At 51.9% G+C, this 22,905-nt stretch carries 21 protein-coding genes and 1 pseudogene; 12 read left to right on the forward strand and 10 right to left on the reverse strand.

What is annotated here, in order from left to right; genetic code table 11:
• Positions 1-51: 51 nt before the first annotated feature.
• From acsF to bchM, 3 genes are all read right to left on the reverse strand, one after another.
• On the reverse strand, positions 52-1,179 hold the full coding sequence (gene acsF / locus JE47_RS0107330) for a magnesium-protoporphyrin IX monomethyl ester (oxidative) cyclase (protein WP_035419164.1): 1,128 nt from the start codon (positions 1,177-1,179) through the stop codon (positions 52-54).
• Between the two features lie 62 nt (positions 1,180-1,241).
• Positions 1,242-1,577, reverse strand: a complete 336-nt coding sequence (locus JE47_RS0107335) for a hypothetical protein (RefSeq protein ID WP_031459133.1) — start codon at positions 1,575-1,577, stop codon at positions 1,242-1,244.
• Between the two features lie 44 nt (positions 1,578-1,621).
• Positions 1,622-2,302 carry a magnesium protoporphyrin IX methyltransferase gene (gene bchM / locus JE47_RS0107340; RefSeq protein ID WP_031459134.1) on the reverse strand — a complete coding sequence of 227 codons (681 nt, stop codon included), beginning with the start codon at positions 2,300-2,302 and terminating at the stop codon, positions 1,622-1,624.
• Positions 2,303-2,862: 560 nt separating this feature from the next.
• Between bchM and ltaE the strand changes: the two genes are divergently transcribed.
• The 7 genes and pseudogenes from ltaE (at position 2,863) to JE47_RS0107375 (ending at position 9,200) form a co-directional block, all read left to right on the forward strand.
• A complete protein-coding gene (ltaE, locus tag JE47_RS0107345) occupies positions 2,863-3,945 on the forward strand; it encodes a low-specificity L-threonine aldolase (protein ID WP_035419166.1) in 1,083 nt (360 codons plus the stop codon).
• A gap of 176 nt (positions 3,946-4,121) precedes the next feature.
• Positions 4,122-5,879, forward strand: a complete 1,758-nt coding sequence (locus JE47_RS0107350) for a GGDEF domain-containing protein (RefSeq protein WP_031459136.1) — start codon at positions 4,122-4,124, stop codon at positions 5,877-5,879.
• A complete protein-coding gene (gene ilvA / locus JE47_RS0107355) occupies positions 5,866-7,386 on the forward strand; it encodes a threonine ammonia-lyase, biosynthetic (RefSeq protein ID WP_031459137.1) in 1,521 nt (506 codons plus the stop codon). The genes JE47_RS0107350 and ilvA overlap by 14 nt, the downstream gene beginning before the upstream one ends.
• 136 nt (positions 7,387-7,522) lie before the next feature.
• Positions 7,523-7,714, forward strand: a pseudogene (locus tag JE47_RS0107360) (DNA methyltransferase); the annotation flags it as partial.
• A gap of 392 nt (positions 7,715-8,106) precedes the next feature.
• The gene (locus JE47_RS21995) at positions 8,107-8,361 is read left to right on the forward strand and encodes a BglII/BstYI family type II restriction endonuclease (RefSeq protein ID WP_201771204.1); all 255 of its coding nucleotides are present in this window, start codon (positions 8,107-8,109) and stop codon (positions 8,359-8,361) included.
• 103 nt (positions 8,362-8,464) lie between these two features.
• The gene (locus tag JE47_RS0107370; protein WP_031459139.1) at positions 8,465-8,818 is read left to right on the forward strand and encodes a nucleotidyltransferase domain-containing protein; all 354 of its coding nucleotides are present in this window, start codon (positions 8,465-8,467) and stop codon (positions 8,816-8,818) included.
• Positions 8,796-9,200 (forward strand): HEPN domain-containing protein, encoded by a 405-nt coding sequence (locus tag JE47_RS0107375; protein WP_028459752.1) that lies wholly within the window; start codon positions 8,796-8,798, stop codon positions 9,198-9,200. Before JE47_RS0107370 ends, JE47_RS0107375 begins: the two co-directional genes overlap by 23 nt.
• 36 nt (positions 9,201-9,236) lie before the next feature.
• Here the strand turns inward: JE47_RS0107375 and JE47_RS0107380 are convergent, their stop codons facing one another.
• The 7 genes from JE47_RS0107380 to JE47_RS0107410 form a co-directional block, all read right to left on the reverse strand.
• Positions 9,237-10,019 carry a class I SAM-dependent methyltransferase gene (locus JE47_RS0107380; protein WP_160173279.1) on the reverse strand — a complete coding sequence of 261 codons (783 nt, stop codon included), beginning with the start codon at positions 10,017-10,019 and terminating at the stop codon, positions 9,237-9,239.
• 63 nt (positions 10,020-10,082) lie between these two features.
• Positions 10,083-10,520 (reverse strand): gamma-glutamylcyclotransferase family protein, encoded by a 438-nt coding sequence (locus tag JE47_RS0107385; protein ID WP_031459141.1) that lies wholly within the window; start codon positions 10,518-10,520, stop codon positions 10,083-10,085.
• 2 nt (positions 10,521-10,522) lie between these two features.
• Positions 10,523-11,287, reverse strand: coding sequence for a hypothetical protein (locus JE47_RS22000; RefSeq protein ID WP_201771205.1), 765 nt, complete (start codon positions 11,285-11,287; stop codon positions 10,523-10,525).
• 9 nt (positions 11,288-11,296) lie between these two features.
• A complete protein-coding gene (locus JE47_RS0107395) occupies positions 11,297-11,806 on the reverse strand; it encodes a DinB family protein (protein WP_031459143.1) in 510 nt (169 codons plus the stop codon).
• A 54-nt stretch (positions 11,807-11,860) separates the two neighbouring features.
• A complete protein-coding gene (locus JE47_RS0107400) occupies positions 11,861-13,096 on the reverse strand; it encodes an AI-2E family transporter (RefSeq protein ID WP_051871092.1) in 1,236 nt (411 codons plus the stop codon).
• Positions 13,097-13,124: 28 nt separating this feature from the next.
• Positions 13,125-13,670, reverse strand: coding sequence for a helix-turn-helix domain-containing protein (locus JE47_RS0107405; protein ID WP_031459145.1), 546 nt, complete (start codon positions 13,668-13,670; stop codon positions 13,125-13,127).
• 229 nt (positions 13,671-13,899) lie between these two features.
• Entirely contained in the window at positions 13,900-16,488 is a 2,589-nt protein-coding gene (locus JE47_RS0107410; RefSeq protein ID WP_031459146.1) for an FHA domain-containing protein, read from the reverse strand.
• Between the two features lie 337 nt (positions 16,489-16,825).
• Between JE47_RS0107410 and JE47_RS0107415 the strand changes: the two genes are divergently transcribed.
• From JE47_RS0107415 to JE47_RS0107435, 5 genes are all read left to right on the forward strand, one after another.
• Positions 16,826-17,974, forward strand: a complete 1,149-nt coding sequence (locus JE47_RS0107415; RefSeq protein ID WP_236631161.1) for a PP2C family serine/threonine-protein phosphatase — start codon at positions 16,826-16,828, stop codon at positions 17,972-17,974.
• Between the two features lie 183 nt (positions 17,975-18,157).
• Positions 18,158-19,708, forward strand: coding sequence for a PP2C family protein-serine/threonine phosphatase (locus JE47_RS0107420; protein ID WP_236631162.1), 1,551 nt, complete (start codon positions 18,158-18,160; stop codon positions 19,706-19,708).
• Positions 19,705-21,015: a serine/threonine-protein kinase gene (locus JE47_RS0107425; RefSeq protein WP_031459149.1), complete on the forward strand. Its 1,311-nt coding sequence runs from the start codon at positions 19,705-19,707 to the stop codon at positions 21,013-21,015. Before JE47_RS0107420 ends, JE47_RS0107425 begins: the two co-directional genes overlap by 4 nt.
• Before the next feature lies 1 nt (position 21,016).
• The gene (locus JE47_RS0107430; RefSeq protein ID WP_031459150.1) at positions 21,017-22,264 is read left to right on the forward strand and encodes a vWA domain-containing protein; all 1,248 of its coding nucleotides are present in this window, start codon (positions 21,017-21,019) and stop codon (positions 22,262-22,264) included.
• A gap of 85 nt (positions 22,265-22,349) precedes the next feature.
• A partial coding sequence (locus JE47_RS0107435) for a zinc ribbon domain-containing protein (protein ID WP_031459151.1) occupies positions 22,350-22,905 on the forward strand: 556 nt, incomplete at its 3' end.

The raw sequence follows: 22,905 nt of genomic DNA on the forward strand, positions 1-22,905 counted from the left end.
TCATTCCTGCCACCAGGGCACAACATCAACGGAGAGATGCAAGAACTATCACTAATCGGCCGCTATCACACGCTGCGGTCGGTTCGGACCAGGATAATTGGGGAAGCCGGGTAGACCTTTCCAGCGAATAGCTTCAGTCGTCTTGCGTGTAGGTAGCCGATAAATGGCCAGTAAGCGCAGTGCAATGGCTGCCTTCAGACGAGTTGACTGCGCCAGCGCAATCGGATCGTTTCGCCCTTCCAGAGCACGCAACTTACGGTCATACTCAACCAGCTTATCCATGTACCCAAAGAAACGCGGATCGTCGAGGTTCATTGTCTCAGGGTAGACCTGCGTCGCAATATCGTTGCACAGGCGGATGACCCGCTGGTCGTAGTCGCGCCAATCGAGACCGAGGGCAGCGTAGAAATTAGACCGGCGGGCATCGTTGAGGTACATCGTTGCGTACACAGCGAGCAAGAAGAAACGGATCCAGCGCCGGTTCACACCCTCAAGCATCTCAGGCTGCGAGCGCATCAAGAGGGCAAAGAACTCACCATGGCGGTATTCGTCGTTGCACCACTGCTCAAACCACTTGAAAATGGGGTGAATACAGTACTGCGGATTCCGTTCTAGGTGGCGATAGATATGAATATAGCGCGAGTAACCGATCTTCTCCGACAGATAGACGGAATAGAAGATAAACTTCGGCTTGAAATAGGTGTACTTCTTGCGCTTCTGTAACACGGTCAGATCAAGCGCAACGTTCAGATCAGCCATCGTGCGATTGAGAAAGCCGGCGTGACGGCCTTCATCGCGGCTCATATACTTGAAAATGGCTTTCAGCGTCGGATCATGGAGATGTTTTACCATCTCGGCATAGAGCAGACAACCGCTGAACTCTGCGGTACACGAGCGCTCGAGGAAATCGATGAAGGCATCGCGCTCAGGCATATCATCAAAATTCTGCAAAAACTCATCGGTACGCCGGAAGTGGGTGCGGTTGTAATCGTAGGCAAACTCGTCACGGATCCAGTCAAACTCGTCGCGCAGCCCATTGCGGTCAATCTCGAGTCTGTCGATAGCCTTAAAATCGGTAGTGTAAAAGCGCGGAGAAAGAATGGCCTCTTTCAGAGCATGGCGGGTCGTGCGACTGAACTCACCGGGCATTTCCATCATTAACGGATTAATCCAGAACATCCCTGCGCTCCTTTGCGATCTGGTAACTCCTATCTTGCCACGGGCATAACGCCCGACCAACACTACGGATGCTCGACAAGCTCATTGATCTCGATCAGACTGCTCTTCTTGGTCAGAAACCGTCGCAGAGCACTGGCCTTGTAGAGGCGAATCGGGCTGCGATAACAGATTTCACCGTTGGTACGCCCATCTTCGGTCGGTGGGAGATGCATAATCTCAAGGGTATCGCCAGGTTGAATCTCCATTCCAGGTGGTAGATCAACGTGGAAGTGGAAATGCTCGTGCTCACTCTGCAAGCGAACAAACCCCTCACCCTCGAGCAATACCTCACGGTTGTACCACTTGTGCAGCAAGAACGCCGCTACTCCCAATACGGTCACCGCCAGTAACTTCCGCATATCTTCCTCCTGTAGTCTCGTTTCTGAACTACAACCTTATCAAACTAGGATCTCCTGGCCTCGATCAACGTCACGTGATAGAAGCGACTGCGAATGGGCTGAACCCGTTGAACGCGCAAACCAGACTGAGCCAGAATACTCACTACATCACTGTCACGGATCATCTGAATCCCGGTGCGACGCTGACTATGGGGAAACCAACCGCCGATCCGGTGCAATGCGGCCAACAACGTACTGTACGGCGCATAAGTAAGGAGCAGCGTGTGTTCGGTCAGACTGGCTAGATGATGGCAAAGTTGCGTAAACGCCGGTTGGGGATAATGGATTAAGACATCGAAACAGGCCACAAGCTGAGCCGGTTCACACAACGATTCAATATCAGCTTCGATACACTCAACCCGATCAGACAAACCGGCTTCGGCGACTGCCCGACTGGTAGCGGCGACCATTTGCGGTGCAATATCGGCGGCCCGCACTCGATAGCCGCGTCGGGCCAACATCAGGCTAAACAAACCAACCCCACAACCAACGTCAAGTGCCGTGGTTGGCGGCGGTTGATCGTCGAGCCACGTATCGGCTATCTCCAGCATCCGGTTATGACCATCACGAATGCTCTGCCGAATGAGGGAAAGTGGGGCGTTGCCGTAAATTGCCGACCAGCGTTCAAAGCCCAGACCATTGAAATACTCCCGTAATTGGGCTTTGTGCCGAGATAGCTCGAGCACGTCTCCCTCCTGTCTGGTACCTGTGTAGTCCAAACTTGGAACTACGTTCACAAATAATCGATACGTGCAGCTATTCCGAATCGAATGACCAATCTGTGAATTGATGATGTAGTGCAGAATCAAAACTACGAATGTTCAAGCAAATTGTAGCATGAGAGTCAACAAAATGGAATATAGACAATGTTTGTGCAAAATCTTTGCGATTTATTCAAATGGCTCATGATTGCGTTGTGATGCTCAAAAAATCCATTATCTGAACCTTGAAATATGTTCACAGGACGGGCAATGGTGCTGCACGAGCGTCTGTCTGAACCTGACACCTGGAACTATGACCCGTGCTATAATTGAGCAACGGAAATGTGCTATCGCTCCACCACATTGACTGCCAGGCCAATCAACGCGCCACAGCTAGCCGAACGGTGGTGCATCAATTTTGAATGATGAAAATCATTATCTGCACTTCGTTTCCGTTGATGGTTTAGACTGTGCGGTATGAGTGTAGGGGTGGGCCAGACTACCGCGTAGCCAGAGTTTTACGCTGCTACTGGAGGCTTACAAAGATGGAAGGCTATACACTGCCCCGTCGCGATGGATCGGATAGCGCACCTGATCTGATCGACTTGCGAAGCGATACGGTCACTCTGCCCAGTGCCGCGATGCGAGCCGCAATCAGTGCAGCCGCCCTCGGCGACGATGTCTATGGCGAAGATCCAACAGTGAACGCGCTTGAACAACTGGCCGCTCAGCGCGTCGGTAAAGAAGCGGCTGTACTGGTCGTCAGTGGAACGATGGGGAACCTGGCTGCACTGCTGGCGCATTGTCAGCGTGGTCAGCGCGTTATTCTGGGTAACGAAAGCCACATTTACCACTATGAAGCTGGTGGCGCCAGTGCCCTGGGTGGATTAATCTACCACCCATTGCCTACCGATCCGAACGGATGTATCGACCTGTCCGCACTGGAAGCAGCTGCAACCACGATCAACGATCCCCATTTTTCGCCTCCTGGTGTCATTTGTCTGGAAAACACCCATAACCGCTGCGGTGGCGTCGTTTTGACACCCGATTATCTGGCACAAGTCCGAACGATAGCCTACAACCACGGCTTACCGGTTCATCTCGATGGTGCACGAATCTTTAACGCCGCTGTTGCCCTTGGCGTACCGGTTACCGAACTGACGAACCACGTTGACACAGTGATGTTCTGTCTCTCGAAAGGGCTGGCTGCACCGGTTGGCTCGCTGGTTGCCGGGTCGGCTGAGGTGATTGCCCGTGTACGACGGATACGCAAAATGCTCGGTGGCGGAATGCGACAGGCTGGCATTATTGCTGCCGCCGGTATTGTGGCGTTGACCGAGATGGTTGATCGCCTGGCCGAAGACCATGCTCATGCCAGACTACTGGCTGCCGGTCTGGCCGAACTACCGGGTGTGCAGATCGACCTGAGCAAAGTACAAACAAATATTGTGCGCTTCCACCTGAATCATCCGCGGCTGCGGGTGGCTGAGTTCCTGGCAGCACTCCGTGCGCACGGTATTTTAATGGGAAGTTTGAGTACCACGAGTATCCGCGCAGTGACTCACTATGGGATTGAGCGGACGCACATTGAGCAGGTTATCACGGTAGCAGCCGAGATTCTGGCATGACCCGCAAATGGAACAGGGACGCGATCCTTACGGTTCATCGGTGTACGTTACCATTAAGAATGTAACCGGTTAGGAAAGAGACCTGGCGCAACAGTATCACCCGCGTAGCTATAAATACCAATGATCACCAGCTCAGTAATATGCTTGAGTCACTATCCTCAAACGTTGGGGATGTTATGAACCGTAGCGTTTCTTCTGAATTATACGTGCTATCTTCACCCACCGGCCAGATTCTGGCTGTCAGTGAGGCGATGCGTCCCTTACAAGCGCAGGTCTCTAACCTACTAGCCGATCTGACGCAATCGGGGGAGAATACAGAGGTCGTACTCAGCGGGCGTACATACAACGTGCAACGGCAAGTTCTATGGAGCGAAGACGGGCAAGTCTTTGGCATCATGCTCTCATTTCGCACTATGAAGTCTGATGCACGACTCGGTGAAATGGCTCTTACGCTTTCTAGCAAGCTGGAAATTGAACATGTGTTAGAAAACGTTGTCCGTTTCGCAATGGAACTGCTCGATGCCGATGCCGGCGCACTACCAATCTACGACGCAGAGCTAGATCGTCTGTTACCCGGTCATCTGGTCAATTTGCCGGTTGATCTGATAGTACCGATAACCGGAAAACGGCGCGGATTGATGTGGCAAATTATTGATCAACGAACGTCACTTTTGATTGCTGATTATGCCGATCATCCGGCGGCATTACCAGAACTGGTGAATATCGGAGTACGCTCACTCCTGGCGACACCGATTCTGTACGGTCAGACTCCCCTGGGTATTTTGGCCATCTACCGCATGCGCAATGAGCCATTCCGCGAGAGTGATCGCGATCTTTTACAGGCCATTGCGCAGCAAACTGCCATTGCCTTGCAAAGCGCCCGTCTGTACCGGCGTGCCATTCGGGATGCCGATGAACGCTTTGCATTGTACCAGACCAGTATCGAGCTGGGAGCGACGCTTGATTTGGAACAGTTGTACCAGGTGATCCATCGCGCAGTGACACGCCTGGTGAACCATCAGCGCTTTGTGATTGCAATCCTCAACGAGCAACGGCTCGTAGATTATGTCTACATCATCACACCCGATGGCCGCCGGACTCACCAACGACTACCGCTACACTGCGGTCTGGCCGGATATGTGTTGCGCTTCGGCGTCTCGTTACGTCTATCGGGTCGCCATGCCATCCCTGAGCCAGCGATCCAACTCCTGCCTGACATTGAAGGTGATCCGGCCCAGGGCACGCTGATGGCTACGCCCCTGAGCTTAGGCGACCGCATCATTGGTGCGCTTGTTGTGTGGAATAATCAACATGATGCCTATTCTAAAGCCGATCTGAACGCACTTGAACTCCTGGCAGCGACAGTAGCGGTAGCTTTACAAAATGCTTTTCGCTTCGCCCAAATCCAAACGTTAGCTATCACCGATAACCTGACCGGCCTGAACAATCGGCGTCACTTTCTCAATATCCTGCACCACGAAATCGAGCGTTCCCGGCGTTATCACACACCGGTGAGCGTTGCAATGATTGATATTGATTACTTCAAGCAGATCAACGACACCTACGGCCATCTGGTCGGTGACCATGTTTTACGTGAAGTAGCCCAACGTTGTCGCCAACACTTACGTGATGTTGATATTCTGGCCCGTTATGGCGGTGAAGAGTTTGCTTTAATTTTACCGGAAACAACCTACGAACAGGCCATGGTGGCCAGTGAACGACTCCGCAAGACAATCGCTGCAATGCCAATCATGCTCGATGGGAAATCGTTACACACGACCTTGAGCATCGGCGTAGCCTCGTTTCATCCAACGCTGTATCCCGATCCATCTTCATTTATCGCCGACGCCGATCGCGCCCTCTACCTGGCCAAACAGCGTGGACGCAATCGGGTCTGTGGTGTACAGGAGCTGACGAACAATGCCGAATCCTGATTTTACGTATGTCCAACGCATTCTTACCAGTCGGGTATATGATGTCGTTAAAGAGACGCCACTCCAGCCGGCGCCACTGCTGAGTAGCCGACTTGGCATGCCGATTTTTTTTAAGCGCGAAGACCTCTTGCCTATCTTTTCGTTCAAGCTTCGTGGTGCATACAACCGGATGGCACATCTCAGTGCCGCCGAAAAGGAACGCGGTGTCATCACCGCTTCTGCCGGTAATCACGCCCAGGGTGTGGCCTATTCCGGGCAACAGCTCGGAGTACGGACGCTGATTGTGATGCCAGCAACGACGCCAGAAATCAAGGTTGCCGCCTGTCGACGACGGAACGCTGAAGTTGTGTTATACGGCGACAGCTACAGCGACGCTGAAGCACATGCCTATCGCTTACAGCGAGAACTGGGATTAACCTTCATTCATCCCTACGATGATCCGCTCGTGATCGCTGGTCAGGGAACAATTGGGCTAGAGATTTCGCAGCAGATGCGCGCCGAGCGGTATCGGGTCTTCGTGCCGGTTGGTGGCGGTGGGCTGATTGCCGGTATCGCTATTTTCCTCAAGAGCATCAATCCAAACATCGAGATTATTGCTGTCGAACCCGACGACTCAGATGCGATGTATCAGAGTATGCGGGCCGGCTACCGTGTCACCCTCGATCAAGTTGGCATCTTTGTCGATGGTGTCGCAGTGCGGCGGGTCGGTGAACACACCTTTGCGATTGTCCAGCGTTACGTCGATGATTTTGTGCGGGTCACGACTGATGAGGTCTGCGCCGCGATCAAAGACGTATTCGAGGATACGCGCGCGATTATGGAACCGGCCGGTGCGCTGGCCGTCGCCGGATTAAAGCGTTATGTCGCCGAGCGTGGCGCTGCCGATCTACCGGCGGTTGCCCTAACCTGCGGTGCGAATATGAACTTCGACCGGCTCCGTCACGTTGCCGAACGAGCCGAGATTGGCGAACAGCGTGAAGCGCTGTTTGCCGTGACTATTCCCGAACGGCCTGGCTCATTCAAGCAATTTTGCCGGGTCATTGGGCCGCACAATATCACTGAATTTAACTACCGCTATGCACCAAGACCCGATGCAAATGTCTTTGTAGGTGTGCAACTGACTCATGCAAATCAACGCCACGAACTGGCCGAACGCATGCGCAACGCTGGTTATACCGTCCTCGATCTGACCAATGATGAACTGGCAATCATTCATCTACGACATATGGTCGGTGGACGAGCACCAGAAGCGACAGATGAGCGTCTCTTCAGCTTCGAGTTTCCAGAGCGGCCAGGTGCTCTCTTGCAATTCCTCGAATCGCTGGATGCCTCATGGAATATTAGTCTCTTCCATTACCGCAACCACGGCAGCGCCCACGGTCGGGTGCTAGCCGGAATACAGGTTCCTGATGCCGACCTTGACCGCTTCTACGCTTCGCTGGCCCGGCTCGGCTATCCGTATAAGGAACAGAGTGACAACCCCGCGTACCATTTGTTTCTGAAGTAGAGCGCCTCGGCAAATACCGTAGCATCCCTGCCTCGCCTAATCTCAGGCGAGGAAAGGGCACTGATGTAGCGGTAGACTGAGATAAGAGCAAATTACACAGCGCGATGAATCGCGTTCAGTACTCACAACCCATTATATTATGACCTCCCCGCCATATAACCAGGGAAAAGCATACGAACATTGGGTTCCGATAGATCAATACTTGCAGGAACAGAGTCAGATTATTGCCGAATCGTATCGCATTCTGCATGAGCAAGGGAGTATCTGTTGGCAAGTGGGAAACTTTGTCGAGCATGGGGAAGTGTATCTGCTTGATATTCTCTACTATTTTTAAGCAACTCGGGATGAAGCTACGTAAGTGGCAAGAACAGTATCAAGAACAACTCATTGAATTGAAGAACAGGAGGAATATATGAAGATCGTGCAAAGTATTCTTTCAATGGGGGCGAACATATTGTTTCGTCATGATTCGCAGAACAACTGAAAGAAGTAGAGGAGATTATCAATACTGTGAACAGCCAAGCATGTAAGAATAAAGTTAGTCGAGAAAGAACTAGTTCTTGAAGATTCTTATATAGTCCAAGATTGTTAAACGTAGCTTTTACGAAGGAATTTACCAAACGGCGAATGGCAACCACACAGAGTACAATGTAATTACTCGACAAATTACTACATAGATGGATTTCAACCTTCTACCCCTTACAAGGAGCTTTTCGTGAAATGGATTTTGTTAAAAATCGCGCAGGGGTTGAAGTACAATTTGGCAAGTATACCTTCTACAACGTTTGTGCAAAGATGACCATCTTCCACAAGCAAGGTATTATCGATGTTGGAATTGAGATCGTGCCGGTTAAATCCTTTGCTGATGAAACGTCTACTAGCGTATCATACTTTGAACAGTTTGTCCGTGATTTAGAGCAGTGTGGAGTAGCTGATATAGATATACCCGTATTGATTCTCGGCGTGACCGCATAAAAAATCGTTAAAGATCGGTTCGCATACCTGTGGAGTGTCACATATTTGTCGGTCATGGCACAACGGCTTGAAACCATATACCATTCTTGTATGGGATAATTCTATGTTTGACCTGTCAGATGCTCGTAAACGCCATGTTGAATCGTTAGAACATACTTTGCACAATCTGGTAGCGCAACTGCGGACAATACCATCTGTTCACCAAATCATCTTATTTGGATCCTACGCAGCCGGTCGGCGCGATCTGTTTACCGATCTGGATATCCTGGTTATAATGGATACATCATTAGACTTCGTTTCGCGCACAGTGACACTGTTCCAACAACTCACGATTGAAGCGCCAGTCGATCTCCTCGTTTACACTCCCGAGGAATTACAAGCGATGCGCGATCGTCCTTTCCTACGTCACGCATTAGCAACCGGAAAGGTACTATATGAGAAACGATCCGAAAGCTGAAGGGGCGCGCTGGCTGCAACAAGCGCAAATCGATCTCCACTGGTGTCGTCATTTACGTGACCAGGGTGCGTGGTATCTGGCCTGCTTCCTCGCTCAACAGGTAGCAGAAAAGGCGCTTAAAGCATTTCTCTATGCTCAGGGAGAAGAACTTGTTGTCGGACACTCAGTACGTCAGTTATGTCTCCGCGCCGGATCATACCAGCCGACTTTTCAGCAATCAGTATCCCGCTGGGGCATTCTTGACAGCTTCTATATTCCGACCCGTTACCCGAACGGCCTTCCTGGTGATATTCCGGCCAACGTGTATCAGCAAGATCTGGCTGACAATGCCGTCAAACTCGCCGAGGAAGTAGTTGCAGCAGTAGAGGTGTACTTTGCCTGACATACCGGCAAGATGCTGATTCTGATCTGACCTACATTACGCCGCTCTCCGACAAACAAAGAGAGTCTCTTGAACTGGCAACCCCATATAGTCAATTTCCATCAAATCGGTAACCACATCGTTCACCTGCACCGGTTTCACCGTAAACCCAGCCGCTGCCAGACGTGAGACAACGTCATTACCATAACGACGCACATGATCAAACTGACCAAACAGACGTTCGCGTAATACCGGATCGGTGATAGTAGGGTCTTCAACGGTGGTGTTCACAGTGATTGGTACCATAACCAGTGCCAGACCGGTAGGCTGAAGTATGCGATGTAACTCATACATTGCCAGCCGATCATTAGGCACGTGTTCGAGAACATGCATACAGAGAATGAGATCAAATGTATGATCAGAAAAAGGTAACTTCGTTATATCAGCACAGACATCAATCCCTAAGCCTGCAACATCAATATCAGTAGTAACGTAGCGAAGATGAGGATACTGAAGGAAATGTTGCCTGATAGCCGGTTCAGGAGCGAAATGTAATACCCTGGAATGAGGTTTAACGACGCCGTACCGCTTCAAAAAGAGGTATACCAATCGATGCCGCTGAAGCGAGCGACAGATCGGGCACCAACGATGATAGGGGCGATGCAAGATTAGGAATCGGTTGAGAAATGTTTCACAGATCGGACAGAAATGATTCTGTCCGGTAAACAATTGTTTACGCACTGAGACGGGAAGGTTGAAGAGGGTATGACTGATTATCAGATCACGCAATCGCTGATATGGATGCGGTGAATGGAGTGCGACATAGATACGTTTAGTCAATTGCGACACCATAATCCTATGCTCTCAAATTTTGAATACGAATGAGATCATTTTGACGCATACCTATCTCACCGGAAAGGCTTCCAGATAAGCAAGATAATCGGGTGGCAAATGGTGTTCACGTGCTCCTGAAAGCACATATTCTTTATATTCATGAGAAGGCCGTGGATCATCAGTTAATTCTTGCGAAACATACGTCACTGCATCATATACTGTTCCATCACGTTGCTGGATACGAACATTCATCCGTTCATAACCTCCCTCGATCACATCTAAGCGATCTAGCTCAGAACCTTCGAGCAGGTATAAGACTCCCCAGGTCACAAAATCTGGATTTGCGATCAGATTAGCCTTTCCAGAACCATCACGACCACGCTTATTAAACACCATTTGACAACCTTCCAGATACGCTGCACCCACATCTTCCTCGATCGTAATTCTTGATTGAAGACGTGAAACTGACATGTTTGAACCGTATGCAAAATAGTAGAGTGTGTCCATTTTTATACTCCTTGTGTAGCATCTCGTTGACAATTCGCGATTACGTGTTTCATCTTTCTACGCAGATTTTGCCAGATCTTCGACTCCCAATCAGATTCTTCCAGGGCGCTTAAATAACGTTTGAGTGCGTTCTCAAGCTCATTATGAAATGCAGTAGCATTAATAATTTTTGCCGACGGATCATACAAAGGACCTTTTCTACGTATCCGCCAGCCATTCGTTGTCTCGCCCTGGTGCAATATCCCGCAGCGAACGCCCTTGTAAAAATCTTTTGGATCAAAAACTCCCAATTCTAATTTATTCTCTTTACACCATTTGAAAAATTCATCAAAAGCCTTCTTACTTTTACCTCTGGTATCACCCCATCCGTGCCGAAACGACTCTAGTGTTTCTATCATTAGGCAGCAAATAGCCATGGTGCAGAAACCATGCTTTTCAGAGCGATCGCCTCGCAAGGGGGTAATGTATCGCTCCTTAAAACGCTTGTGAATGAAACGGATGATTTCTTGCTTGTTCTGCTCTTTTTCCAGGCGTCGGTAGTCTTCAACTGTGAAAGCAGTGGCGAGATAGGTGCTTTCAATCATGGGTACGTATTGACTATTCAGAACGCGGTTAATATCATCAGAGATGGAGTGCTTATAACCCCCTCGAAAACATCTCAACAATTTCCATGTATTTGTATTTTTCTCTACATTGTACACTGGATATTCTACACTGCCAAAAAACCATTCTGTGCCAGAAAACTGATGACCGTGTTCAAAGTACATCAGAGATAGCTAATCAGACATGTTTAAGCCCAAACTGCAATCATAAACGTAGAATATAAAATCTTGCGAAGTAGTTTTGAGACCAAAATCGTGGAGTATTCTCAAAATCTGGGCGCGATGATCGGTTCCATGATTGATCACATGGATCAAGACCTGCCAGACCGCAAGATTTCTATCTTCAATAGGTTCCTGAATAGGCTTTTCAAACAGCATATCGTCGCGTAACCCGGCAAGGTAGCCTCGCATCATCTGTTCAACGCTATCCCAACGAGCACGAATTGCTGCGCGGTCGTCAATATCGGCAGGCTGATACGGTACTGGCGGTTCGATGCCTAACAACGCACAGAACCAGACTTCATCGACGTTCATTAGATGCACAATCTGGTTTCGTACCGACCCTAGCGAGTAATTCACCTCCTGGACAAATTGCTGATAGGAGAGGTAGATGACGTGGTGCCAGATATTACGGTTTTCAGCAAAGTGATAATCGTAGAGCTGACGAAACGCATCTGCGTTCATAGGGTTATACCATTTTTTCCAGAGACTGCTGTGCAAGAAACTGACCACCGCTTCCTATTCAGTTGAGCTATCAGCGGTGTGTGGAGGTAATTCGGAAGAAGGCTGCTCAGCAGCTTTCGTCGCTTCAGTTTTCGCCGACGTCATCAATGGACGCAACCGTTCAGGTAGCACACCCGCAGGAGTGGGAGGATCGCTTAAGCGTCCGTACAGATAGAAAAATAGATCACGGGCCATCGCACTGAGCGGTGCCGAGAGAATAGCGCCCAACAGACCGAAAACTTGAGAACAGACGACTAACACAACCATTAAGACAGCCGGATGTACACCCACACTTTCACCGATAATGCGCGGTACCAGGATATGATTTTCAAGCTGCTGAATCACAATGTACAGGATCGTCACAGCCAGCGCCGTCGTTGGCGAGTCTGCCAATCCGAGCAAGATCGCCGGAATTGCGCCGATGATCGGCCCGATTACCGGGACTAATTCGGTAATCCCCGCCACCACTGCTAGAAGCACTGTATAGGGTACCTTCATTCCCGCTATATTGAGGGCCGTTAAACCAATCCAAGCAGCCAGGCCAACGGAAGTACCGAGAATCAACTGACCGCGTAAATATCTGCTCAGATCGTGATCGATGATCGTAATCATCGCCCAAAAATCGGCCCGTAATCGCGGATGGATCATTCGATCAAGGTAATCACGCCCGGCCCGCTGATCCATTAACACATAGAACAGCCAGAAGGGGATCAGAAAAAAACCGAGCAAAAAGGTCACCGTATTTACCACCGAGAGCACACTATTAACCAGAAACTGCCCGATGCTCTGCAAGTAGTTCACGAAGTTCGCTCGCAGTGTATTCAAGCCTTCTGCAGCGGCTGAGGTTATCGCGCTCTGGATTTCGGCTTGCACTGCCGGTGGCAGGCTGGCAAGCAACTGCTCGTACTCATCAAGCAAGCGGTTAGCCTCTCGTTGAATGGTCGCAATGTCGGGCAGCGAACGAATGAGATCGGCGATTTGCGCTATTAGGGGCGGGATCACTAATGCCACCGCGAGCACCAGGATCCCAAAGGTCAGCAGGTAGACGGCAAGGATTGCCAGCCAGCGCGGAAGCCAGCGATTGAAGAAGTTAACCAGGGGCAGAAACAAATAGGCGAGAACACCACCAAAAATGAATGGTGTCACTGCCGACCCGGCATGAACCAATAACCAGCCGATCAGATAGAGCGAAACGATGATCAGCAGCCAACGACCGATGTGGCGAAGCAGCGGAGGGGACAAGAAATTCATTGAACCTCAACCGATATTATGCCATACATCAACGATCATCTCGTGAATTGAGGGTACTGACCGTGAGAATCGTGGCAATTGAGTGACCAATGTTCGTCCAGCTATAGGCCGTATCATCGCGGAAGAAGAGCGTATCACCGGCATCGAGTTCATACTGCTCTTCCCCAAGCGTATAGCGCACACGACCGCTCAGAACGTGAACCATCTGACTTCCCCGCGATGAAAAACCTTGTTGACTGCTTCCGGGGTAGGCCTCGATCAGACGCGCATCAAGATCGCTGTTGGGCGGTAAGAGCGAAAAGACCTGTACCGGTGCATCATCGAGCGAGAGGCGAACCCGGTCAGCCACCCGCACAACCTGACCGACCTGCTGATCATCTTCGCCCTCAAAGAAATGCGTCATTTGAACACTAAAAAATTGCGCCAACTTGCGCAGATTTGCTACCGATATATTCACTTTATCGCGTTCAAGACGGCTTAGAAACGATGGTGTCAGACCAGAACCCTCTGCCACTTCTTGCAAGGTCAATCCTCGTTCCTGACGTAACCGCCCTATTTTTTGTCCGAGTGACATATGCCTACTCTGTGTAATACGAAAGAATCTACCATATCACGGTATGTTACGTCTATTTCACCATTGTCTCAAAGGTTGCTGTTTATCACTTGTGATTATACGCTACCACCTGCTCAACGTCAAGGTTTTGCACAGGAAGAAAAGAATGATTTTAGCCTGTCTCAAAGCACGATGACGTAAACAATACACAGGTGTCATTTATGAACATGACATATCATTCACAGCCTCTCTATACCCGCCGATCACGACGCTGCAATACCCATCCGGCGATCAACAGACAGACGACGGCATAACCTACCAGGATAACCCACCTTCCCACCAGATGGAGAGGGTCATGGCTAAAGGCAGCTTCGGTTTCGAGAAAGCCAGGCGTACAACCGGGTGGAATGCTTCCCTGATCATCGGTGTTGGGCAAATTACAGAGACGGTTCAGATCAAGGCTGGCGCCGAGTGCATCCATCGACCAGCGACTGATCGTAAGCCACGAGAGTGGGGTTGCAAGGCCCTCAATAGTAAAGATCAAACCGGCAAACAGAATCTGCGGGATCAGGGCAAAGGGTACCAGACTGATCGCCCGATCAGGAGTTGCCGATACCGCACTGATTGCCAGACCGAGCGCCATCCCGGCCCCTGCCGAAAGCAGGAGGGTGATGAAGGTTTCGCTGAGTGTTGGCAGCAAGATACCGGTTTCTGTAGGGAATGCCACTTTCAGCAAGATCATCCCCACCAGTACGAGCGTTTGGATCAAAATGAGCAGACTGAGCACGGCTACCTTTGAGAGCAGGTACGGTACAATCTGCAAATTGACCAGACGTTCACGCCGATAGACCGCCTGCTCCTTTGTGATTTCACGGGCGGCATTAATGATCCCAAACCAGACACTCACGATTGCCAGCATGAAGAGCACCTTTTTCGCTTCACCACGTTGAATTAGGTCTTGCGCCTGTACACCGGTGAGGGCATCACTCCGTGCTACGAGCATCAGGAGCAAAGCGATAATAGGCGCCTGCAACAATAAGATCATAAGATTGCGGCGATCTTGCAACATCAGATCGAAGTAGCGCTGGCTGAGCAGACGAAATTGCCGCCAGGAAGAGATACGTTGCCTAGTCTGGCCTACACTATTACTCGTACTGTGCAGGCCAGTCGGTGCGGCAGCAAGCCGACTCACGACATACTGCTGGTAGAATGGCGATTGACGGTAACGTATTTCCCACAGCTCGGCCAATGTCGGTGGCGAAGCTGCTTGCGGATGAGCGGCTTGCCAGGCTTCGTATTCAGCCCGTACATCCTGCCGTACTACCGGATGGTCAGGTGAAGCAATCCCTTCGATTTTGGTGTAAATATCGGCAAAATCGCCACTCGTTACCTGAAAGAAGCGGAGCGCTTCATCGGGTGGGCCAAAGAAGACCATCCGCCCATTACCGGCCATAAAGATGACGTGATCGCATTGCGTGATGTTTGCCGTGGCATGCGTTACCAGGATCACTGTCCGTCCGCTGTCGGCTAGGCGTCGCAGAGTATACATCATTTTCTTTTCCAACCCAGGGTCGAGTCCACTAGTTGGTTCATCGAGGAAGAAGAGGCTCGGATCGGCTAGTAATTCGGCGCCAATACTCACCCGTTTCCGTTGCCCGCCCGACAGCGCGTCAATTGGTTTGTCACGATGGGCGGTCATCTCAACATCTTCAAGCACCCGGTCGATCCGGGCCGCCACCTCCTGGTCGGTGGTATCAGCCGGTAGCCTGAGACGCGCTGCATATTCAAGCGCCCGTTGTACCTGTAGCGGACGATGCAAAATATCATCTTGCGGCACGTAGCCCAATACCGAGCGGTAGGCGCCAAAATTGCGGTAGAAATCGTCGCCGTTGACTAGTACTTGCCCCTGATCGGCCGGAGCGTAGCCGCACAGTGCCTTCAAGAGCGTGCTCTTGCCGGTACCCGAACCTCCAACAATTGCGACAAACTCCCGTGGCTCGATTGAAAGCGAAACATCATGCAGAATGGCGCGCTGCACGCCATTGCGTGTCACAACCCGCGACAGGTTGCGTGCATCGATCCGCAGCGCACCGCGCTGATCGTAGCGATCAAGACTGGTAATGTTGTATACCAGCTTGAAGGCCCCAATCTGAATTACGTCACCCGGCTTGAGCACGACCGGTGCAGTAACCCGCTGACCGTTCACAAACGTGCCATTTGTACTGCCCATGTCGCGCAAGACCACAGTACCACTAGGGGCACGATCAATCTGGGCATGGAAACGCGAAACTTGCGGATTATCGAGAATGATGTCACAGCCAACACGCCCTATCGTAATTTCAGGATCGTTTGGATCGAGTGGAAACCGACTCGGCGCCTCGTGAAGGGCAGGTGCTTTTACCAACGCTGGATTATGATAGGTTAGCGAGACAAAATTACCGGTTGCCGGATCGCCGATACGTAATACGTCGCCGTCAGCTAGTTCGCGCTCGGTGATGCGTCGCCCGGCAAAAAGTAAACCGTTGCGGCTCCCAACATCAACGATGCGGTGCCCCTGGCCGACAGGCTCAATACGAGCATGATGCCCGCTGACGAAGCGTGATTGCAGGACAATATCGTTATCCGGTGCCCGACCGATTGTAAGCGGCTGTAATCCCAGCACAACATCGCGGGTGCTGCCCGGCTCGGTAATGTGCAACACCGGACCACTGCTTATAATCGTCGTCGACGAAGCAGTTGCGGCCAGGAGTGAGTGACCACACGATGGGCAAAAGCGAGCATCTGTACGAGCGAGAGGAGTTTGGCAAAACGGGCATACTGAGGGCTTTACGGGCGCCACAAGCGTAGCTCCTGTGCTATAATGCGAGGCGTTCCGGTCAAATGTTTCCTACCTTGTGATAGCACAGATTAACCCGATTTGCAAGACTGGCGCGAGCCAAGAATACGCACAGCGATACATTGGGCCACCGATCAACGCAGGTGATGATGCATCCAATACGCTCGGTGCAACGTCATACGCCGTAGACAGAGGACTGGCATTTCAGCAGCGACAAGGATAACCGGTGACAAGGCACGTTCAAGGGCAATGTAGGGTTTGCGGAACAACAGTTGGGGCCACCCAGCAGGTATGTCCGCATTGTGGCGCTCCTCTCATACCGTTGCCTGAACAGGTAATCGTGACCGGTGAACGACAGCTAACGCTCACCGGTGACACGATGAGCATACGCGATCTGATGATCATCGTCGAGGCCGGGATCGCTTTCTGGCGTCGGCAGTATGAAGCCTCTATCGGTGTAGCGCGTGAACAAGCCGGACAGGCGTTAAGAGAACTCTCCCAGATCCTCGCTAGTCTCGCCCAACAGATTAGTCAGGGACGAGAAACGGTTCGTATTACCAGCCGTTTGCCAGCTCAACGGCAATACCCGCTTGCCTGTCCACTGTGCGGACGCAGGAATCGAGCAGGCGCTCGCTTTTGTGTCTCGTGTGGTTCGCCGCTGTCGGCACCATGGCAGATAAACCTATCACTTCCCCCGTTGCAAACTAGAATTGCAGTGCGCAGTCATGTTGGTCAGGTGCAAAGTACCAACGAAGATGCCGTTTACGCGGGGATGTTCAGTCTCGGTGAGCAACAGCCATTCGCAGCCTTACTCCTGGTAGCTGATGGTATGGGTGGAGCTGCGGCTGGTGAAGTTGCCTCCCAACTGGCAAGCGAAACGATCAAGACATTTTTGCAGCAAACGCTCAACGAAACCTTGCCAGACACCGATGAACAATGGTTAGCATGCTTGCAAAGCGCAATGCAGGCAGCCCATGAACGCATTGTAGCTGCGGCTCGCGCCGATCCTCGTCGGGCCGGGATGGGAACAACGGCGACGTTAGCACTGATCACTCACCGCCAGGCGTACCTCGCCCACGTCGGTGATAGCCGTGCATACCTGATCACACCCGGCACTGGCGATGAAGCACCGGTGTATATCCAATTAACAACTGACCACACCATCGTTGCCCGTCTAGTCGATATTGGTCAGCTTAGTCCAGAAGCTGCCCGTACTCATCTGCAACGACACATTCTTTACCGTTCACTAGGCGCCGATCAACCGCTGGCAATCGATACCCGTGTCCAACCACTGGCTGCAGGTGATGTCTTGTTGCTTTGCTCTGATGGCTTGTACAACCACGTAACCGACGAAGAATTGGCGCGACTGGCCCTAGCCGATGAACCGACCCAGGCGGCGAGTGCGCTGATCGACTTAGCCAATCAACGTGGTGGACACGATAACATCTCAGTTGCCCTGGCACGCATCGAGACTGCGCCAACAATGTAGGTCAAAAGTATGCGTTGTTCGATCTGTGGCAGAGAAAATCGCTCACACGCTCGCTGTTGTGCAGGCTGTGGACATCCTTTACCTGGTCATCACCCGTTACCGGTTACCGAAGGTTGGTTGTACACACTGGTAACTCAGACGATTGAACCTATCACATCACCGTCTAATGGTGAGGAGGATCATATGGAAGCGCACCCTCCACTCTTTGCTGATCGCTTTGCGCCAACCCATCCGTTGAGCGACCCCTGGCCGGTTGGCCCGCTAGAGGTACGTGATCTGGCACCTTGGCAACAGTGCTGGGCCTGTGGATCAACTGCCAATGAAGCCAATGAGTCGTACTGCATTGATTGTGGTGCTGCGCTCGAAGTCCGTACTTATCCGGCTTTCCTGTCAATTCGTGCTGATCCCAAAGGGCCAGCCCTGATCCCGCGCCTGGCCGATCCGCTGGCCCGCGCTATGTTGCCCGATGTGTTAGAGCAGTGCGATCTCGACGAGATGCAATTAACGGTTCTTATCGATCCTGAACTCAAACCACTGCCTGTTCCTGTTGATGAGACGACAGCTCTCGTGTTCGGAACTGCCCTGGCGCAATTGCTGGTCATTCTTCACAGCGTCGGGATCAGCCTGGGGACATTAACGATCGATGATCTCGGTCTGAACAGTGTCGATCAAATTGCGCTCAGACATGCCGATAGGCTCCGACTGGTAAGTGATGATGAACGGACAAGCGCATTCCAGGCCGATCTGCGGACACTGGCTGACGTTCTTGAACGCATGACAGAGACGCCACGAATAACCCAACGCCTAGACGAGATTACTCCCATTGACAATGACCAACCTGGCGAGAACCTGGGAACTATCCTTCGTCAGATTCGCACCGGCGAACTTGCCGACGCAACCGCTGTGCTGAATCGCTTGAGCGCACTGCGTGATGAACGGATGCATCCCGTACCGCTATTGCAACTGGCCGGATCATATACTGACACTGGCATGGTACGCGATCACAACGAAGACAGCCTGTTTAAATTCACTCTTTGCCTGGAAAACAATGGTCAACGACAGAGTTGGGGGTTGTATATTGTTGCCGATGGCATGGGCGGGCATGCTGCGGGTGAGGTAGCCAGTGGTCTGGCAATACGCCATGCAGCCCGCACGATTATCGATTCGTATCTGCAACAAATGTTGAGCGGGCAGCGTCTGTATCACGAAGCAGAAATGCGTTCGCTAGTCCAGCAAGCTGTTCTAGAGGCAAACGCGGCAATTGCCAGTGAAGGCCGTGCCCAGGCCAATGATATGGGGTCAACGATCACGATGGCACTGGTGATAGGTGATCGAGCAGTCATCGCCAATGTTGGTGATAGCCGAACGTATCTGTATCGGGATGGGAAGCTACACCGTATCACGAAGGATCATTCACTGGTGATGCGGTTGGTTGAGCTAGGGCATCTGCAAGAAGACGACATTTACACCCATCCACAGCGGAACGCCGTTTTACGATCACTTGGTGATCGTAAAGAACCACAGGTCGATCTCTTTAGCTTACGGCTGCGCCCTGGCGATGCCCTTTTACTTTGTTCGGATGGGCAATGGGAAATGACTCGCGATCCACTTATGGAGCGGATCATTGCTGAGGAAGCCGATCCGCAGCAAGCGAGTAAGATGTTGGTAGAGGCGGCAAATCAGGCTGGCGGCGAAGACAATATTGCAGTTATCCTGGTGAGACTGAGTCTATGAGATGTCCACGATGTGGCGCTAATGTCCATGACGAGATTATTTTCTGCCCGGAATGTGGTACCCGCATTCGTGGTCAGACATCAGCAACAGACACACCGCCGCTGATGGTCTTACAAGGACGCTACGAACTGCGCAGACGCCTCGGCGCTGGCGGTATGGGATCGGTCTATCTTGCAACTGATCGGCGTCTCAGTACCGCCTTGTGGGCGGTCAAGGAGATGAGCGATGCTGCGATTACCTCACCGATTGACCGACAGCAAGCGCAAATGGCATTTCGGCAAGAGGCTGAATTGCTGGCCAAGTTGAACCACCCTGCCTTGCCACGAGTAACCGATCACTTTGAAGAGAACGGCCGTCATTATCTGGTCATGGAGTTCGTACCCGGTGAAAATCTACGAGATTATGTAAATCGAGTAGGGTTACCCCGCCCGCTGCACGAAGTTCTACGCTGGACAACGCAAATCTGCGGGGTTTTAGCCTACTTGCATGCCCAACAACCGCCGATCATCTTTCGTGATCTGAAGCCAACCAATGTCATGATCACACCGGAAGGCACTATCAAGCTGGTCGATTTTGGAATCGCCCGCCTTTTCAAACCGGGGAAAGAGCGTGATACCCAGGCATTTGGTACTCCTGGCTACAGTGCACCCGAACAGTACGGACGCGGTCAGACAGATGCCCGTTCCGATATTTACAGTCTCGGTGTGCTGATGCACCATCTCTTGACCGGTCATGATCCGAGCACGACGCCATTTCGCCTGCCACCGGTCAATCAACTGAACCCATCGGTGCCACCATACATCGCCGCAGCCATTGCCCGCGCGACTGATAATGATCCATCACGTCGCTTTGCCAACGTGATCGAGTTGCAACAAGCGCTACTTGGCAGTGGTCAACTCGTGAATGTGCAACCCCAGGCTCAGCCAAACCTGGCAGCAGCTATCGCTGCACGGGATGGTACCGCCAATCCCGGCCCTGTTGTTGTGCAGGCCAGTACCGGTATGGCCACTGCTGGTCTCTGGATCGGAATTACTGGTGATGTCCTGATGATCATCGCAATTGCGCTTACCAGCCTTACCATCTCTGATCCTGATAATGTGATGGCTGCACTCGGCGTCATCATTGCATTAGGCGCGCTCATGTTTGCCTTTATCGGTGGTCTGCTCAGCCTAATCGCCCTGGTCAGTCCCAATACAGCACAGACAAGGCACGGACGACGTGATGCAGCCATTGGTTTTGCCGCCAATAGCGGCGCATTTCTTCTCTGTTGTATTTTGAGTCTCATCATTGCACAGATAGGGTCATAGTATGTCTGACGCAATCACGCTTACCTGCAAGTGGGGACGCACACCAATTCCAGCCAGCTCAACCTCTCAAGCCGGATATCTGCTGGTAGAGGCAATAGCCTCTCCCGCATTGGCTCCCTCACTACCGCTGAACGTTTGCTTTGTGCTCGACCGTTCAGGTTCGATGCAGGGCGCAAAACTTGACAATCTGAAAGCAGCAACTCGCCAGGTCATCGAACGATTACAACCAAACGACATCGCAGCCATCGTTATCTTTGACGATAACGTTCAAACGCTGGTACCGGCCACACCGGTCGGTGATCGTTCGCAATTCATAGCAGCAGTTAATGCGATCAGTGAGGCCGGCGGAACGGCGATGTCCCTTGGGATGCAGGCTGGTCAGGTTGAACTGCAAAAACACCTCGGTCCTGATCGCCTTAGCCGAATGGTCCTCTTGACCGACGGGCAAACGTGGGGTGACGAACCACTATGTCGTGATCTTGCACGCACGTTAGGACAGTCGGGAGTTCGTATTGCCGCGTTCGGCCTGGGCACAGAGTGGAATGAGCAGTTGCTCGACGATATTGCAGCGGCCAGTAATGGATATGCTGATTATATTGCTTCGCCTGCTCAGATTGGAGATTTCTTTCAAAAAGTTATTCAAGATGATCGAGCAACGGTTGCCACCAATACCAGACTGTTATTACGATTTATACGTGACGCAACACCACGTACTGTCTACCGGGTAAAGCCAATTATCGAAAACCTCGGCTATCAACCAACTGGTGAGACAGCAGTTGCTGTACGTCTCGGCGACCTGGTTGGTGGACAACCCGTAGCAGTACTCATCGATCTCGTGTTGCCCCCACGCGCAAAAGGTCGTTTCCGGATTGCACAGGCTGAATTGCATACTACACCAGTTCAGCAAACTGGTGAAGTGGTGATCAAGCAAGATATCCTGCTCGACGTGGCAGACCAGGTAGGGCCGGAGAGTTATGTTCCCGAGGTGATGAATCTGGTTGAGCGGGTCACAGCTTTCAAATTGCAAACCAAGGCGTTGCAGGAAGCCGCAACCGGAAATGTGACCGGTGCAACCCAAAAGCTGCGAGCCGCAGCCACGCGCCTACTCGATTTGGGCGAACTAGAGTTGGCTGAGAAGGCGCAACAGCAAGCTACAGCACTTGAGCAAGGACAGCAGCTTAGCCCGGAAGCGCAGAAAGAGTTACGCTACGCAACACGTCGCCTTACCCAACGTTTAGAAGAACAGTAGGATTCTTCAGGCAGAAGTTACGCTTACGCTACGTCGAATAGTCGCTAGAGAAAGAGCGACTACTATCCAGTATGAGGAAACAACTATGATTATCTGTCCCTCTTGCGGTGCTCCAAACGATCCAACCAACCGCTTCTGTGATCAGTGCGGTCGGCGCTTAACCGAGCCTGAGCCTGTACCGACACCCACTGCCACGGCCCATGATCAACCCACAGCCCTCGCCACGTCGTGTCCGTCGTGCGGTACTGCCATCTTACCCGGTGAGCGCTTTTGCAGCATCTGCGGCGCCGATTTGCTGGCAATACCACCATCATCAATGCCTGCTTCCGAGCAAGCAACCCTCATTACACCACCACCATCACCAAAACTCGTGTGCCCCGAGTGCGGCGATCCAGTATTACCAGGCGAACGCTTCTGCGACAATTGCGGCGCCGATCTAAAAGCATCTACGTTATCATCCACCGAGGCGCCAACCGTCATCGCTCCACCCACCGAGGCGCCGACCCTCACTGCCCCACCCGCCGAGGCGCCGACCGTCATTGCTCCACCCGCCGAGGCGCCGACCGTCATTGCTCCACCCGCCGAGGCGCCGACCGTCATTGCTCCACCCACCGGGGCGCCGACCGTCATTGCTCCACCCA

Source organism: Chloroflexus sp. MS-G, assembly GCF_000735195.1.
Lineage (GTDB): Bacteria > Chloroflexota > Chloroflexia > Chloroflexales > Chloroflexaceae > Chloroflexus.

Excerpts from the sequence above, each read along its gene's own strand:
- acsF (WP_035419164.1), bottom strand. The coding sequence starts at position 1,179 with ATGTTCTGGATTAATCCGTTAATGATGGAAATGCCCGGTGAGTTCAGT.
- ilvA (WP_031459137.1), top strand. The coding sequence starts at position 5,866 with ATGCCGAATCCTGATTTTACGTATGTCCAACGCATTCTTACCAGTCGG.
- JE47_RS0107370 (WP_031459139.1), top strand. The coding sequence starts at position 8,465 with ATGTTTGACCTGTCAGATGCTCGTAAACGCCATGTTGAATCGTTAGAA.
- JE47_RS0107350 (WP_031459136.1), top strand. The coding sequence starts at position 4,122 with ATGAACCGTAGCGTTTCTTCTGAATTATACGTGCTATCTTCACCCACC.
- ltaE (WP_035419166.1), top strand. The coding sequence starts at position 2,863 with ATGGAAGGCTATACACTGCCCCGTCGCGATGGATCGGATAGCGCACCT.
- JE47_RS0107335 (WP_031459133.1), bottom strand. The coding sequence starts at position 1,577 with ATGCGGAAGTTACTGGCGGTGACCGTATTGGGAGTAGCGGCGTTCTTG.
- JE47_RS0107395 (WP_031459143.1), bottom strand. The coding sequence starts at position 11,806 with ATGAACGCAGATGCGTTTCGTCAGCTCTACGATTATCACTTTGCTGAA.
- JE47_RS0107405 (WP_031459145.1), bottom strand. The coding sequence starts at position 13,670 with ATGTCACTCGGACAAAAAATAGGGCGGTTACGTCAGGAACGAGGATTG.
- JE47_RS0107430 (WP_031459150.1), top strand. The coding sequence starts at position 21,017 with ATGTCTGACGCAATCACGCTTACCTGCAAGTGGGGACGCACACCAATT.
- JE47_RS0107420 (WP_236631162.1), top strand. The coding sequence starts at position 18,158 with ATGGAAGCGCACCCTCCACTCTTTGCTGATCGCTTTGCGCCAACCCAT.
- JE47_RS0107425 (WP_031459149.1), top strand. The coding sequence starts at position 19,705 with ATGAGATGTCCACGATGTGGCGCTAATGTCCATGACGAGATTATTTTC.
- JE47_RS0107375 (WP_028459752.1), top strand. The coding sequence starts at position 8,796 with ATGAGAAACGATCCGAAAGCTGAAGGGGCGCGCTGGCTGCAACAAGCG.
- JE47_RS0107400 (WP_051871092.1), bottom strand. The coding sequence starts at position 13,096 with ATGAATTTCTTGTCCCCTCCGCTGCTTCGCCACATCGGTCGTTGGCTG.
- JE47_RS0107385 (WP_031459141.1), bottom strand. The coding sequence starts at position 10,520 with ATGGACACACTCTACTATTTTGCATACGGTTCAAACATGTCAGTTTCA.
- JE47_RS22000 (WP_201771205.1), bottom strand. The coding sequence starts at position 11,287 with ATGTACTTTGAACACGGTCATCAGTTTTCTGGCACAGAATGGTTTTTT.
- JE47_RS21995 (WP_201771204.1), top strand. The coding sequence starts at position 8,107 with ATGGATTTTGTTAAAAATCGCGCAGGGGTTGAAGTACAATTTGGCAAG.